The sequence below is a fragment of the Arthrobacter sp. MYb23 genome (genome assembly GCF_002979775.1).
In the GTDB taxonomy this organism is placed as follows: domain Bacteria; phylum Actinomycetota; class Actinomycetes; order Actinomycetales; family Micrococcaceae; genus Arthrobacter.
Map to the genome: position 1 here is coordinate 62,957 of NZ_PCPR01000019.1, position 14,070 is coordinate 77,026.

Here is a 14,070-nt window from a genome sequence, read left to right on the forward strand (position 1 = left end):
TGGTTCTTTGTGCCGGTTAGTTTTCGGAGTTCGACTGGTTGGCCGTTCCGCCGCCACCTGCAACAGAACCGGCGTGCGCCGAGATCTTGTCGAAGAAGCCGTACTCCAGCGCCTCAGGCGCCGTGAACCATTTGTCGCGGTCGTTGTCCTTGAGGATGGTTTCAACGGATTGCCCGGTCTGCTCTGCCGTCAATTCGGCCATGACCTTCTTCATGTGCAGGATCAGTTCGGCTTGGATCTTGATGTCCGAGGCCGTGCCACCGATGCCGCCCGAGGGCTGGTGCATCAGGATGCGGGCGTTGGGAGTTGCGTAACGCTTGCCCTTGGTGCCGGAGGACAGGAGGAACTGTCCCATGGACGCTGCCAGGCCGGTTGCCACGGTGACGACGTCGTTCGGGATGAACTGCATGGTGTCGTAGATGGCCATGCCGGCCGTCACCGAACCACCCGGGGAGTTGATGTACAGGTAGATGTCCTTCTCCGGGTCTTCAGCCGAGAGGAGGAGCAGCTGAGAGCAGATGGCGTTGGCGTTCTCGTCACGGACTTCAGAGCCGAGCCAAATGATGCGCTCTTTCAGCAGGCGGTTGTAGATGTAGTTGTCCTGGGCTGCGGGATCGACAGTTGCCATCCGGGGAGCCTCTGATTGCTGTGACATAAGTACTTACCTCTCGCTGGTGCCAGTGACCTCACTGAACTTCACTACTTGGACACTAACCGTTTTCACGGGCGATTTGTTCGCCGAAATCGCGCTGTTCGCTGACGGCGCACGTCTGCGTTCAGCACCAATGTTCAGCCTTAAAGCAAACCGGCCCCGGATCATGTGATCCGGGGCCGGTAGGAGTCGTTGACTAGAACTTCACTGCTGCGGGGTCATCGCTTGAGGCAACCTCAGCTTCTTCGGTTGCTTCAACCGCTGCGGCCTCTTCGGCTGCTGCTTCGCCTGCGGGGCGGACGAAGTCGGTGAGGTCAACCTTGTTGCCTTCGGAGTCCACTACCTCGGCCTGGCCCAGCACAACTGCCAGGGCCTTCCGACGGCGGACCTCGGAAACCATCATGGGAACCTGGCCGCTTTGATCAATGATCTGGGCGAACTGGTTGGGGTCCATGCCGTACTGGCTTGCTGTGGTGACGATGTAGTCGATCAGCTCGTTCTGGCTGACGTCCACTTCTTCCTTGTCAGCAATGGCGTCGAGGATGACCTCGTTCTGGAAGGCACGTTCGGTGTTGGCCTTGACCTCGGCGCGGTGCTCCTCGGTGTCGTGGTCACCTTCACCGTGTGCGTTCTCCGGGTTGAAGTGAGCTTCAATCTGCTCCTCAACGACGGAATCCGGAACGGGGACCTCAACAAGCTCAACGAGCTTGTCCAAGACCTTGTCGCGTGCTTCGACGCCCTGCTCCACTACCTTGGAATCGGCAGCCTGCTTGGCGAGGTCCTCACGGAGTTCGGCAAGGGTGTCGAACTCGGAGGCGAGCTGAGCGAAGTCGTCGTTTGCCTCGGGGAGCTCGCGCTCCTTGACGGCCTTGACAACAACCTTCACCTGAGCGGATTCGCCGGCGTGGTCGCCGCCAACCAGTGTGGTCTCGAAGATTGCTTCTTCGTCGGCGGAGAGGCCGGTTACAGCTTCGTCGAGGCCTTCGAGCATGGTGCCGGCACCAACCTGGTAAGAAAGGCCGGAAGCGGAATCGATGTCTTCGCCATCAATCGTGGCGGTGATGTCGATGGTCAGGAAGTCGTCGTTCTTGGCAGGACGCTCAACGGACTTCAACGTGCCGAAGCGGCCGCGAAGTTCGTCCAGGGCCTTGTCGACGTCAGCTTCGGAAGACTCGGCAGCAGCAACCTCAACCTTGATGCCGGCGTAGTCCGGCAGCTCGATTTCGGGGCGGACATCGATCTCCACCTGGAACTTGAGCTCGCCATCGGTTGCGGACGGGTCCGGAACTTCGGTGATTTCAACTTCGGGACGGCTCAGGGGGCGGACGCCCGTTTCCTGAACTGCAGCCTGGTACCAGCCGTTGAGGCCATCATTGATGGCGGTCTCCAGAACGTAGCCACGGCCAACGCGCTGGTCGATCAGCTTGGAGGGAACTTTGCCCTTGCGGAATCCGGGAACCTGGATCTGCGAAGCAACGGTCTTGTACGCGGCATCGATGCTCGGCTTCAGTTCCTCAAAGGGAACCTCAACGTTGAGCTTGACCCGCGTTGCGGTGAGGTTCTCGACAGCGCTCTTCACAGTCTAAGTACTCCTGATTTCGTGGGTATGGGGTTCTGTCGTGTCCCTGGAGCGGACACAAACACAGAGTCGGGGTGACAGGATTTGAACCTGCGACTTCCTGCTCCCAAAGCAGGCGCTCTAGCCAAGCTGAGCTACACCCCGAACGCACAGGACAGTCTACGGGCAAGCGAGCCAGGAATGCACATTTGACACTGCCGCCGGAATTAGGTTTAGTTGTACCCGGCTTCAACAGCCACCAGGAAGATGTCCAGAACAAGGATATCCGTCCTGGGGACGTAGCTTAATGGTAAAGCCTCAGTCTTCCAAACTGATTACGCGGGTTCGATTCCCGTCGTCCCCTCTCAAAGAAAGCGCCCCGATCCTCGGATCGGGGCGCTTTTTGTTTGCTGACGTCGCTCGCTCTTAGCTGACGTCGAGCCAGTGAAACCGCGTTAAACCTGGCAGCCGGGACACCAGTACAGCTTGCGTGCACCAATTTCCGTCATCCCCACCAGCGTCCCGCACGCCCGGCAGGGCATGCCGTCGCGCTTGTAGACAAAGTGGGCATCGGCGTCGGGCGCTGTTCTGCCATCCCCTGTCCAAAGCGTCGGGGGCGTCGTAACAATCCGTCCGTCGCGGACGCCGTCGGACATGGTGGCCACCGTGTCATCCCACAAGCGGGCGGCAGTCTCCGTGTCAATGCTGCTTCCGGGCGTCCAGGGGTCAACTGCCTGCCGGAACAAAACTTCGGCCCGGTAGATGTTCCCGACGCCGGCCAACACTGACTGGTCCATCATCAGCAGCGCTACTGCCGTCTTACGGCGACGCAGGCGTCGAATGAACTCGTCCCGGTCACCGGGCCGGTTATGCAGCGGGTCCGGGCCGAGGCGTGCCAGCACGGCCTCAGCCTCAGCAGCGGTGATGGCTGCACAGGTTGTGGCACCACGGAGATCGGCCCAGCCGTGGTCAGACACAAGTCGGACGCGCACCGCGCCGATCGGCGCGGGCGGTCCCGCGTACTCGCCATCTTCGGAAGCCGAACCGCTCTCCCGCTCGCCGATGCGACGCGGCGCACCAATACTGGAGGCTCCGGTGAACGAACTGTCGCCGCCAAAGCTCCACGCTCCATACAGGCCCAGGTGGACGTGAAGGAACAATTCGTGATCAAACCTGAGGAAGAACTGCTTTCCATGGGCCATGGCGTCCACCATGGTGTGCCCGGTCAGCAGCTCCGCGCCGGAAGCAAAACGTCCCTGCGGGCTGGAAACGTCCAAGCGCCGGCCGCCAAAAACATCCTGGAATTGGCGGGCCAGCCTGTGGACCGAATGCCCCTCCGGCACTACTCGACGATCTCGCCGGTGGTTTCGTACACGGCGATCTTCCCGATACGGCGGACGTGCCGCTCGTCATTGCTGAACGGCTCCTGCAGGAAAGCCTCGATCAGCTCCGTGGCTTCCTCAACGCTGTGCTGGCGGCCTCCGACGGCCACCACGTTGGCGTCGTTGTGCTCCCGGGCCAGCTTGGCCGTGGAGAGGTTCCAAGCAAGCGCAGCCCGAACGCCCTTGACCTTGTTGGCGGCGATTTGCTCACCATTCCCCGAGCCGCCCAGAACGATGCCGAGTGCGTGCACGCCGGCTTCCTGGTCTGCCACCACAGCAACGCCGGCGTTGATGCAGAAGGACGGGTAATCATCCAAGGCGTCGTACTCCTTGGGCCCGTGATCCACCACTTCGTAGCCTTTGGCCGTGAGGTGGCTGACCAAGTGGGCACTCAGTTCCATGCCGGCGTGGTCCGTAGCGATGTGGACGCGGGGTGTAGTCACAGGAAGTCCGTTCTTTCTGGCGCGCGGGTATGGCATGTGGCCTGACGCGGCGATGAGGGATGCGCTACCTAGGGTACCGCTACCCGGGTTGTTGGGACTGCCCATCGCCGTGGGCCCGATGCGCCGCCCGGTTGAGAACCCCGGCCAGTTTGTCGGCTGAAGCCTGGGTCCCGGCGCTGAGCGCCACCCGGCCCCCATTAAGTTTCCTTACGACGACGGCGGGGCCGCTTCCTACGAGCATGGCGGTTGCGTCATCGTGGTGCCGCCAGCCCCACCCGCCATAATCTGCGGCCTTCACATCTGCTGGAGCGGCAGCGGCGATATCGACGGCGGGAACGGTCAGGACCCGCACAATGCCACCGGCAAATACCTGGAGCCCTCCCCTATCGGCGCGAACCCTCGCAAACAGGAAACCTGCGCCAACCACCGCAGCCACTGCAACCAGCGCGCCCAGCCATGGGACAGCGACTGCTATCAGCGCGGCAGGGAACAGTGCCGAGACAACGATCATGATGAACACGGAACTCCGGGCGTGCACCCAAAGCCGAAGCGTGTCGCGGGCGAGATCGGGATCTTCAAGAAGCCGCAGTTCTTCCTGCAGCGCCACGTCATCTTCCCTGGTCCAGCGCGGGTCAGGTTTGAAAGCGAACATCATCACGACGCCCAAAGCCACGGCGGCGCCGCTGCCCATGGCCAGCACTATCGGGTCAACGTGGGACCCGCGCGCGTCCGCCAGGCCGGATTGGCCCACCAGTCCGGCCGCCACCACGGTGGTGATGAAGAGACTCACCGTCAGTCCAAGGCCCATCATGACGCGTCGCATCACCACAGGCCGGGTGATAGACACTGCTTGAAGGAAGACTGCCCAGCCACAGAAAATGATGAGGGAAGCCCCGCCGGCCACGTAGGCGCCGAAGGGCGCAAAGGACGTTCCGCCGTCGGCGTTCCACATCACCGCAACAGGGCTGGGGAGGTTGTTGCGCAGCATCTGGGCGCACACAACAAACCCGACGGCGAGCAACAGCGGAAAAACCACCGCAAACCTCAGCGCGCGGAAGTCAAGGGTTTCCCGGAACGATGCCATGATCCAACGCTACTCCGTGGGGCGACACTATGGTTCCAGCTCCTTGCCTTCCCGGCTCGGAGTGAAAGAATGGCTTCACACCAGCGTCCGGCCATGACCGGCCGGCCATCCCAAAAATCTTCGGAGGCACCACTTGCCAGGCCTGAACCTCACGCGCGACGAAGCCGCGAAACGCGCCGAACTGCTCAACGTCGAGTCGTACAACGTCACTTTGGACCTGACCCAAGGAGCGAAAACCTTCGGCTCCACCACCGTTGTTAAGTTCGCGGCGGAGCCGGGCTCGTCCACGTTCATCGATGCCATCACGGCCGCAGTCCACAGCGTGACGCTCAATGGCGTTGAACTGGACCCGGCAGAGGTCTCCGACGGCGTCCGCATTCAGCTCCCGGATTTGGCGGCGGACAACGAACTCGTGGTGGTGGCGGATGCTCCGTACATGAACACCGGCGAAGGACTCCACCGCTTCGTTGACCCTGTTGACGGCGAGGTCTACCTCTACACGCAGTTTGAAGTTCCTGACTCCCGACGCATGTTCGCCGTCTTTGAACAGCCCGACCTGAAGGCAAGCTTCACGTTTGCCGTCACGGCGCCGTCGTCCTGGGATGTCATCTCCAATTCCCCCACGCCGGTTCCGGTTGAAGCCCCCGCTGGGGAGGACGGTACTGCGCGTTCGGTGTGGAAGTTCTCCCCCACTCCGCGTCTGTCCTCCTACGTCACCGCGTTGATTGCCGGACCGTACGAATCAGTCCGTTCGGAGGTCACCAGCTCCGACGGCCGCGTGATTCCGCTGGGAGTGTTTGCCCGCAAGTCACTCATGCAGTACCTCGACGCGGACAACATCTTCGAGCTGACCCGCCAGGGCTTCGAATTCTTCGAGGCTCAGTTCGGTTTCCCATACCCGTTTGAGAAATACGATCAGCTGTTTGTCCCGGAGTTCAACGCCGGAGCCATGGAAAATGCCGGAGCTGTGACCATCTTGGAAGGCTACGTCTTCCGCGGAAAGGTCACTGGCGCCCAAATTGAGCGTCGCGCCATCACGGTCCTGCATGAACTGGCGCACATGTGGTTCGGGGACCTGGTGACCATGCGCTGGTGGAACGACCTCTGGCTTAACGAATCCTTCGCCGAGTACATGTCGCACCTGGCGGCCGTGGAAAACACTGAATTCGACCGGGCTTGGACAACTTTTGCTTCGGTGGAAAAGTCGTGGGCCTACAAGCAGGACCAGCTGCCCACCACGCACCCGATCTTCGCCGAAATCAACAATCTCGAAGACGTTGAGGTGAACTTCGATGGCATCACCTACGCCAAGGGCGCCTCGGTACTGCGGCAGTTGGTGGCCTGGGTGGGTCCGGAACACTTCATGGCCGGCGTCCGCACGTACTTCGCCAAGCATGCCTGGAAGAACACCGAGCTCGCCGACCTCATGGTGGAACTCGAGGCCGCCAGCGGCCGGGACCTGGACGCATGGGGCAAGCTGTGGCTCGAAACTGCTGGAGTGAACACTCTCGCTCCCGAGCTGACCGTAGACGCCAATGGCGCCATCACCGGTTTCGCGATCCTGCAGACCGCGATCGATGAGCAGCCCACCCTCCGCCCGCACCGCCTCGCCGTCGGCTTCTATTCGCTCTCCGGTGACGGCAAGCTGGAGCGGACCCACCGCGAGGAACTCGACGTCGATGGTCCCCGCACCGAAGTACCTGCTTTGGTTGGCAAAGCCCGGCCGGACTTGATCCTGCTCAACGACGACGACCTCGCCTACGCCAAGGTCCGCCTGGACGAGCACTCCCTCGCCACCGCCAAAGCCCACCTGAAAGACTTCGCGGCCAGCCTTCCGCGTACCTTGGTCTGGGGATCGGCATGGGATGCAGCCCGCGACGGCGAAACTCCGGCACGCGGCTACGTGGACCTGATCCTCGCAAACATCGCCTCTGAAACAGACTCATCTGTCATCCTGGTCCAGCTGCGTCAGCTCGCCACCACCCTTGGGTACTACGTGGCTGCCGACCACAAGTTGGAAACAACCATCACTGCCGCTGACAAGCTGTGGGACCTCGCTTCCGCCGCTGTGGCGGGATCGGATGCCCAGCTGCAATTCGCCAAGTCCTATGCCCAGCTGGCACGCAGTGGCGCTCAGTTCGACCGCCTTCAGGCACTTGTGGACGGAACGGAAAAACTCGAAGGCCTCAGCATTGATCAGGACATGCGCTGGGAGTTACTCACAGCACTGGTCGCCGGTGGACGGCAGGACCAGGCCCGCATCGATGAAGAGCTGGCACGCGATAACACCTCCAACGGCCAGAATGCAGCAGTACTGGCCACAGCAGCCCTTCCCACCCCTGAAGCCAAGGCAGCAGCCTGGGACTCGATCGTGGTCAAGGGAGAACTCTCCAACGCTCTGCAAGCCTCCGCAGTGGCAGGTTTCATGCGTGTGACTGACACCGCCTTGTTGGAGCCTTTCGCGGAAAAGTACTTCGCGGCCGTGCCGGGAATCGTCGAGGAACGCACGCATGCCCTGGCCCAGCAGATCGTGGTGGGTCTCTACCCGGCACAGCTCACAACACAGGCAACAGTGGACCGCACCGACGAGTTCCTGGCCGGACTTCCCGAAGAGAGCGCAGCTCTGCGCCGCATGATGCTGGAAAACCGCGACGGCGTAGCCCGGGCCCTGCGAGCACGGGCAGCGGACCTCTAAAACCCGTCTCTTAGGAGGCCCGTGCGGACAGTGGCCATGCCATGGCTAAACTGTCCGCATGGGCCTCCACGAACACCATTACGCGCTGACCGTCCGCTGGACCGGCAACCTCGGGGAGGGCACTGCCGGCTACCGGGCGTATTCCCGCGATCATGACGTTGAAATCAGCGGCCTTCCGACCCTCAAGGGTTCAGCAGATCCCACGTTCCATGGGGACCGGAGCCGATACAACCCGGAACAGCTGCTACTCGCAGCCCTCTCGCAGTGCCACATGTTGTCCTTCCTGCACGTGGCCGTCAAACACGGAGTGGTAGTGACCGGCTACGAGGACAACGCTGAAGGCCTCATGAAGCTCAACAGGGACGGCAGCGGGCAGTTCGAAAGTGTCACGTTGAAGCCGCACGTCACCATTGCTGATCCCGCCCACGCAGATTTGATCCCGCAGCTGCATCATGAAGCCAACCAGGTTTGCTTCATTGCCCGCAGCGTCAACTTCCCGGTCCTCCACGAACCACTGACGACGGCGGAGGCAGCCTAACGCTGTTCGCGCCGCCACAGTGCCACAAGCCTCTGCTCGGTGTCGCGGCGCAGCCCGGCCTTACGCTCCCTGTCCAAGCCTCGCCCACGTTCGTCCTGGAGAGTGGCTGCCAGTGTCTCCTGCCAGGGACGCAGGACCATGCCGCGCTCACGTGCAGCGCGGTTCGTCCTGGCTTGAAAGCCGTCGTGGCCTGCCGGCAGCCAGAGAGGCATGGAATCCGGCCCTGCCCAGTAGTCGACACCGTGCGCTGCAAGCCAGTCTTCATCAGCCAAGATAACGTCCTGGGCCGCCCTGTCCCCTGATGCGGTTCCGTCCCCTGCCAGGGCGGCGGCCGCGCGCTGTGATTCGGCGAGGTAGTCCTCAAACCGCACCACGTCTCCCAGGGCGTTGTAGCTACCCGTCAGCCCTTGTCCGGCGGATTGCAGGATCCATGCGGCGAGATCCCGGACATCAATGATCTGTGTAGCGTCATCCGGGATATCCGGGGCCAGGACAGGATCAGAGTTCGCCGCACATCGACCCGGCCAATAGCCGTATCTGTCGGTACCGTCCCCCGGCCCGCCAATCAGCCCGGCTCGGACGATGTGTGCCTTCTCCCCCACGGCGGAAAGCGTCATGTGCTCGATCGCCGATTTGGACTCTCCGTAAGTCTCCGGGGTGCCCGTCTGCCCTTCAGTCAAGGGCTCCAAGAGTGCCGAGCTCTCATCAGCGCCGGGTACCGAGTGGTCCGCGTAGACAGAGCAGCTGGAGACGAAAGTCCAATGAGCGGCGGTGGGCCCCAGGACGTCCAGTGCCACACGTGCCTGTACAGGGTCACGGGAGACATCCACCACCTCGTCCCAGCCTCCGGCAACCTCCGCGAAGGCCGCGGCCCCCAGGGCGCGGTCGCCCCTGACCCAAGTGACGCCGTCGGGAGGGCCGGCTGACGTACCGCGCGCCAGACAGGTGACATCATGTCCGGCAGCAACGGCCTGCCGTGCGATTTCTGCCGACAGGAAGGCGGTACCGCCCAAGACCAGGATGCGCATACGGTCACGCTACGGCGCTAGGGTTGTAGGTGGACAGAGTGTTCCGCGCCCGGCGAACACGGGCCGACGACAAGGAGTTATTCCACCTTGACCTCCATCCCCCTGGCGGAAGCCATCAACATCGAACCCGAGAAGATCGACCTCATGGCAATCCTCATCACAGTAGGCGTGGGCCTGGCTGTGTGGATCGTGGCACGCTTCATCATCCTGCGCATCACCCGACGAGTGTCCGCGGGCAGTACGTTCTTCAAGAAGCCGCACTTCAAGTGGGTGCAACCTGCCTTCCGCGCACTGGACCACGAACGCCGCTCGCAGCGCGCAGAAACCATCGGTTCGCTGCTCACCAGCCTGGTGAGCGTCGTGGTGGTGGTGATCGTGATCATCTACGTCCTCAAATACTTGGACGTGGACGTCGCGCCGCTGTTGACCAGCGTGGGAATCCTCGGTGTAGCCATTGGTTTCGGCGCCCAACAGCTGATCCGCGACTTCCTCGCAGGAATCTTCATCACCATTGAGGACCAATATGGAATCGGCGACGTGATCGTCACCAGCGAAGTGATTGGTACCGTTGAGTCGGTGGGCCTGCGCATTACACGGGTCCGTGCTGAGGACGGAGCCATCTGGTACCTGCGCAACGGTGAAATCCTCCGTGTGGGCAACCGATCACAGGGCGACTACGTGCCGCTGGAAACCACTGACCCCAGCGACCAACCCGGCGCCGCAGCTGCGCCCGTCACAGCTGGCGCACCGCGCGTCACCAAAGCCGAGGAGAAGTCCAATGAGTAACATCGCAGGTGGGCAGCCAACGGCGCCGCAGGGCGGCCCCCGGCGCCAGTTGATGCAGAACGATCCGTTCAGCCAGCCCGCCTACACGGACAGCTTCTACGCAGCAGTTGGCGGCCACGAAACGTTTGTCAAGCTGATCGACGTCTTCTACGACGGCGTTGCCACCGATCCCCTGCTCCGGCCCATGTACCCCGAGGAAGACCTCGGACCGGCGAAGCGCCGCTTCCTGATGTTCCTTGAGCAGTACTGGGGCGGACCCACCACTTACGGCGAGGAACGCGGCCATCCCCGGCTGCGCATGCGCCACATGCCCTTCAGGGTGACACCGGAAGCCAAGGACCGCTGGTTGTTCCACATGCGGACGGCCGTGGACTCGCTGGAGCTTTCGCCCTTGCACGAGGGCACCTTGTGGGACTACATGGAGCGGGCAGCGCTGACCATGATCAACAGTCCTTCAGCCAGCGCCTAAGCTCTAGAAGCCGAGTCCCAGGCCCGCCCCGGTCCTGACCAGCACATGGCCGCGGGGTCCGCTCAGGCGGAACCAGCGGCCGTTGCGGAAGACCTTCTGCTCGGCATCACCCAGGAAACCCAAGGCGAAAGCAGCGAAGGCTGCGCCCGCCGGCAGCTCGTCCAGACCGGGCAGTTCCCGGCCCCACACTGCCGCCCTGGCGGTGTTCACCACCGGGGCGCCCGCCAGAGCGGGAACGACGCCGGCCACCTCGGCGATGCCGGCTTCCGCGGCTGACTTCAGGGCTGAGTCCGGAACTGTTCCTTGGGGTTCCCACCCGCTACGGGGTGCGCCCACGCCCGCCCAGGACTCAGAAACGGTCGACGGCGGGATGGGCAGCTCCACATCTTCGGCTCCTGATCGGGCCAGCCGGTCCATGACGGACGCGAGCGTCACGGTGACGTCCGCATGGGCAGGCTCAGCGAGCGCCATGGTCCTCAAACCAAGGATGGTGGGGGTCGATTCGCCCAGGATGCGCGGCCTCAGGACGCATACGTAAGCGGCCAGGACGTTGCCCGAGGCCTGGAGGCGGATGGCGCCGTCGTCGATGCTTTTTGCCCTGGTGACGAAGGTTCGCAGGTCTGCGAGGTCACGGGGATCGGCGAAGCGGAAGGACTGGGTCAGGACGTCTGTCACATCATCGACTCTACCGGCATGTCCCCGGTTGAGAGGGGTCGGAGCGGCGTCTAAAGTCGAACCATGACTGAGACGAACGCTGGCCTCGAGGTGGAAGCACCCGTAGAAGACCCCATGGAAGTGCTGATCGGCCTGCTGGACCTCGGTGACTTTGACGGCGCCCGGACCAACGAGGACATCTTCCTGGGCCCGTCCCAAAGGCAACCCCGGCATCGTGTTTTCGGTGGCCAGGTTCTGGCGCAGTCCATGGTTGCAGGCATGCGGACCGTGGAGCCGGATCGGGTGGCGCACTCCATGCACGGCTACTTCCTGCGTCCAGGTGATGCCAACAAGCCCATCACCTTCGGGGTGGAGAGGCTTCGGGACGGCCGGTCTTTCTCCGCCCGCCGTGTCCACGCCTACCAGGACGGGGTGCCGATCCTTTCCATGATCGCTTCCTTCCAGGTGGAAGACAGCGGCTTGGACCATCAGTCGCAGATGCCCGAAGGCATCCCGGATCCGGAATCCCTTCCCAGCACTGCTGAGTTGCTGTCCCAGTTCGACCATCCCATGGCGCGCCACATGTCTTCCGAGCGGCCCTTTGACGTCCGGCACATCGATCCCGCCCTGTATGTGTCCCCGCCCGCCGATCACGTGGCCACCAACGCTGTCTGGATGAAGACCATGGGCCCCCTCCCGGATGACCACAACCTCCACCGGGCAGCACTGGCGTACGCGAGCGACTACACCCTGTTGGAGCCCATTCTCCGTGCGCACGGCCTCGCGTGGATGACACCGGGAATGAGCGTCGCCAGCCTTGACCACGCCATGTGGTGGCACCGCCCCGTGCGTGTGGATGAGTGGATGCTTTACGTCCAGGAATCCCCCAGTGCCCAAGGCGCCCGTGGACTCGCCACCGGACGTATCTTCAACCGGGACGGCGTTCACGTTGCCACGGTGGCACAGGAGGGCATGGTGCGGATTCCGTAGCTCGGTGTCTCCGCAGCCTATTTGTTAAAGCCAAGAGGCCAGTCCCTGTCGGGACCGGCCTCTTGGTGGTTGCGGCTGAGTATTAGTCGCGGGTCAGGCGGCGGTGCGTCACACGGTGCGGCTTTGCGGCATCGGGGCCCAAGCGCTCCACTTTGTTCTCCTCGTAGGAGTCGAAGTTGCCTTCGAACCAGTACCACTTGGAGGGGTTCTCGTCGTCACCTTCGTAGGCGAGGATGTGGGTGGCCACCCGGTCCAGGAACCAGCGATCGTGCGATACCACTACAGCGCAGCCCGGGAATTCGAGAAGGGCGTTCTCGAGGCTGCCCAAGGTTTCGACGTCGAGGTCGTTAGTAGGTTCGTCAAGGAGGAGAAGGTTGCCACCCTGCTTGAGCGTCAGTGCCAGGTTGAGGCGGTTGCGCTCACCACCGGAGAGCACACCGGCCTTCTTCTGCTGGTCCGGGCCCTTGAAACCAAAAGCGGAAACGTAGGCTCGCGAAGGCATTTCAACGTGACCGACCTGAAGGAAATCATGGCCTTCGGAAACAACTTCCCAGAGGGACTTGTTGGGATCGATACCGCCACGGGACTGGTCCACATAGGAGATCTTCACGGACTCGCCGATCTTGAGCTCACCATCGTCCAAAGGCTCCATGCCAACGATCGTCTTGAACAGCGTGGACTTACCCACACCGTTGGGGCCGATGACGCCCACAATGCCGTTGCGGGGCAGAGAGAAGGAGAGGCCATCGATCAGTACTCTATCGTCGAAGCCCTTCTTCAGGTTCTTGGCCTCGATGACCAAGGAGCCCAGGCGCGGTCCCGGCGGAATCTGGATCTCTTCGAAGTCCAGCTTGCGGGTGCGGTCAGCCTCTGCGGCCATTTCCTCATAGCGGGCCAGACGGGCCTTTGACTTGGTCTGGCGGCCCTTGGCGTTGGAGCGCACCCACTCAAGTTCTTCGGTAAGGCGCTTGGAGAGCTTCGCGTCCTTCTTGCCCTGGACCTCAAGGCGGGCTTTCTTCTTCTCCAAGTAGGTGGAGTAGTTGCCCTCGTACGGGTAGAGGTGCCCGCGGTCGACTTCTGCAATCCATTCAGCCACGTGATCCAGGAAGTAGCGATCGTGGGTCACGGCAAGAACTGCGCCGGGGTACTGGGAGAGGTGCTGCTCCAGCCAAAGGACGCTCTCAGCGTCCAAGTGGTTGGTGGGCTCGTCAAGGAGCAAAAGGTCAGGCTTCTGCAAGAGAAGCTTGCAGAGCGCTACGCGGCGGCGTTCACCACCGGAGAGGACGGTGACATCGGAGTCAGCCGGCGGGCAGCGCAGCGCATCCATGGCCTGCTCAAGCTGGGAATCAATATCCCAGGCATCCGCGGCATCAATGGCCTCCTGAAGCTTGCCCATCTCATCCAGAAGCGTCTCGTAGTCGGCATCCGGGTTGGCCATTTCTTCGGAGATCTCATTGAAGCGCTGGATCTTGCCATAGATCTCGCCAACACCCTCCTGGACGTTGCCCAGGACGGTCTTCTCCTCGTTCAGCGGCGGTTCCTGCAGGAGGATGCCCACGGTGTAGCCGGGGCTCAGGCGGGCCTCGCCGTTTGACGGGGTGTCCAGTCCGGCCATGATCTTCAGGATGGTGGACTTACCAGCACCGTTCGGGCCCACAACGCCAATCTTCGCGCCAGGGTAGAACGACATGCTGACATCGTCCAGAATAAGTTTGTCGCCAACGGCCTTGCGAGCCTTGGTCATTGTGTAAATGAATTCCGCCATGCCCTTAAATCTAATGGGTAGGCGTA

General features: G+C 62.4%; 13 protein-coding genes and 2 tRNA genes. 6 read left to right on the forward strand and 9 right to left on the reverse strand.

Features of this window, described 5'->3' with window-relative positions; genetic code table 11:
- Positions 1 to 16: 16 nt before the first annotated feature.
- The 3 genes from CQ020_RS17565 to CQ020_RS17575 form a co-directional block, all read right to left on the reverse strand.
- Positions 17 to 628, reverse strand: coding sequence for an ATP-dependent Clp protease proteolytic subunit (locus CQ020_RS17565; RefSeq protein ID WP_024816919.1), 612 nt, complete (start codon positions 626 to 628; stop codon positions 17 to 19).
- A gap of 220 nt (positions 629 to 848) precedes the next feature.
- A complete protein-coding gene (gene tig, locus CQ020_RS17570; RefSeq protein ID WP_105693020.1) occupies positions 849 to 2,231 on the reverse strand; it encodes a trigger factor in 1,383 nt (460 codons plus the stop codon).
- 69 nt (positions 2,232 to 2,300) lie between these two features.
- Positions 2,301 to 2,375 (reverse strand) — tRNA-Pro (locus tag CQ020_RS17575).
- 128 nt (positions 2,376 to 2,503) lie between these two features.
- Between CQ020_RS17575 and CQ020_RS17580 the strand changes: the two genes are divergently transcribed.
- Positions 2,504 to 2,574 (forward strand) — tRNA-Gly (locus tag CQ020_RS17580).
- 91 nt (positions 2,575 to 2,665) lie between these two features.
- On the opposite strand, the gene CQ020_RS17585 is transcribed toward CQ020_RS17580, so the two are convergent.
- The 3 genes from CQ020_RS17585 to CQ020_RS17595 all read right to left on the reverse strand — a co-directional run bounded on the left by CQ020_RS17585 (position 2,666) and on the right by CQ020_RS17595 (position 5,119).
- The gene (locus tag CQ020_RS17585; RefSeq protein ID WP_105693021.1) at positions 2,666 to 3,553 is read right to left on the reverse strand and encodes an Fpg/Nei family DNA glycosylase; all 888 of its coding nucleotides are present in this window, start codon (positions 3,551 to 3,553) and stop codon (positions 2,666 to 2,668) included.
- Positions 3,553 to 4,035, reverse strand: a complete 483-nt coding sequence (locus CQ020_RS17590; RefSeq protein WP_374955190.1) for a ribose-5-phosphate isomerase — start codon at positions 4,033 to 4,035, stop codon at positions 3,553 to 3,555. Before CQ020_RS17590 ends, CQ020_RS17585 begins: the two co-directional genes overlap by 1 nt.
- Before the next feature lie 79 nt (positions 4,036 to 4,114).
- Positions 4,115 to 5,119, reverse strand: coding sequence for a hypothetical protein (locus CQ020_RS17595; RefSeq protein ID WP_105693023.1), 1,005 nt, complete (start codon positions 5,117 to 5,119; stop codon positions 4,115 to 4,117).
- Positions 5,120 to 5,252: 133 nt separating this feature from the next.
- Between CQ020_RS17595 and pepN the strand changes: the two genes are divergently transcribed.
- Together pepN and CQ020_RS17605 are read left to right on the forward strand one after the other, a co-directional pair.
- Positions 5,253 to 7,814, forward strand: a complete 2,562-nt coding sequence (gene pepN / locus CQ020_RS17600; protein ID WP_105693024.1) for an aminopeptidase N — start codon at positions 5,253 to 5,255, stop codon at positions 7,812 to 7,814.
- Positions 7,815 to 7,872: 58 nt separating this feature from the next.
- Entirely contained in the window at positions 7,873 to 8,352 is a 480-nt protein-coding gene (locus tag CQ020_RS17605) for an OsmC family protein (RefSeq protein WP_105693025.1), read from the forward strand.
- On the opposite strand, the gene CQ020_RS17610 is transcribed toward CQ020_RS17605, so the two are convergent.
- Complete coding sequence (locus tag CQ020_RS17610; RefSeq protein ID WP_105693026.1) at positions 8,349 to 9,380, reverse strand: epimerase; 1,032 nt, start codon at positions 9,378 to 9,380, stop codon at positions 8,349 to 8,351. The two genes, CQ020_RS17605 and CQ020_RS17610, sit on opposite strands and share 4 nt — an antisense overlap.
- A gap of 87 nt (positions 9,381 to 9,467) precedes the next feature.
- Here CQ020_RS17610 and CQ020_RS17615 point away from each other — a divergent pair, with 87 nt between their 5' ends.
- Positions 9,468 to 10,166 (forward strand): mechanosensitive ion channel family protein, encoded by a 699-nt coding sequence (locus tag CQ020_RS17615; protein ID WP_105693027.1) that lies wholly within the window; start codon positions 9,468 to 9,470, stop codon positions 10,164 to 10,166.
- Complete coding sequence (locus CQ020_RS17620; protein WP_105693028.1) at positions 10,159 to 10,635, forward strand: globin; 477 nt, start codon at positions 10,159 to 10,161, stop codon at positions 10,633 to 10,635. Before CQ020_RS17615 ends, CQ020_RS17620 begins: the two co-directional genes overlap by 8 nt.
- Positions 10,636 to 10,638: 3 nt before the next feature.
- On the opposite strand, the gene CQ020_RS17625 is transcribed toward CQ020_RS17620, so the two are convergent.
- Positions 10,639 to 11,310 carry a hypothetical protein gene (locus tag CQ020_RS17625; protein WP_105693029.1) on the reverse strand — a complete coding sequence of 224 codons (672 nt, stop codon included), beginning with the start codon at positions 11,308 to 11,310 and terminating at the stop codon, positions 10,639 to 10,641.
- 63 nt (positions 11,311 to 11,373) lie between these two features.
- Here CQ020_RS17625 and CQ020_RS17630 point away from each other — a divergent pair, with 63 nt between their 5' ends.
- On the forward strand, positions 11,374 to 12,279 hold the full coding sequence (locus CQ020_RS17630; protein ID WP_105693030.1) for an acyl-CoA thioesterase II: 906 nt from the start codon (positions 11,374 to 11,376) through the stop codon (positions 12,277 to 12,279).
- Positions 12,280 to 12,361: 82 nt separating this feature from the next.
- Here the strand turns inward: CQ020_RS17630 and ettA are convergent, their stop codons facing one another.
- Positions 12,362 to 14,044, reverse strand: coding sequence for an energy-dependent translational throttle protein EttA (gene ettA, locus CQ020_RS17635; protein WP_105693031.1), 1,683 nt, complete (start codon positions 14,042 to 14,044; stop codon positions 12,362 to 12,364).
- Positions 14,045 to 14,070: the final 26 nt, after the last annotated feature.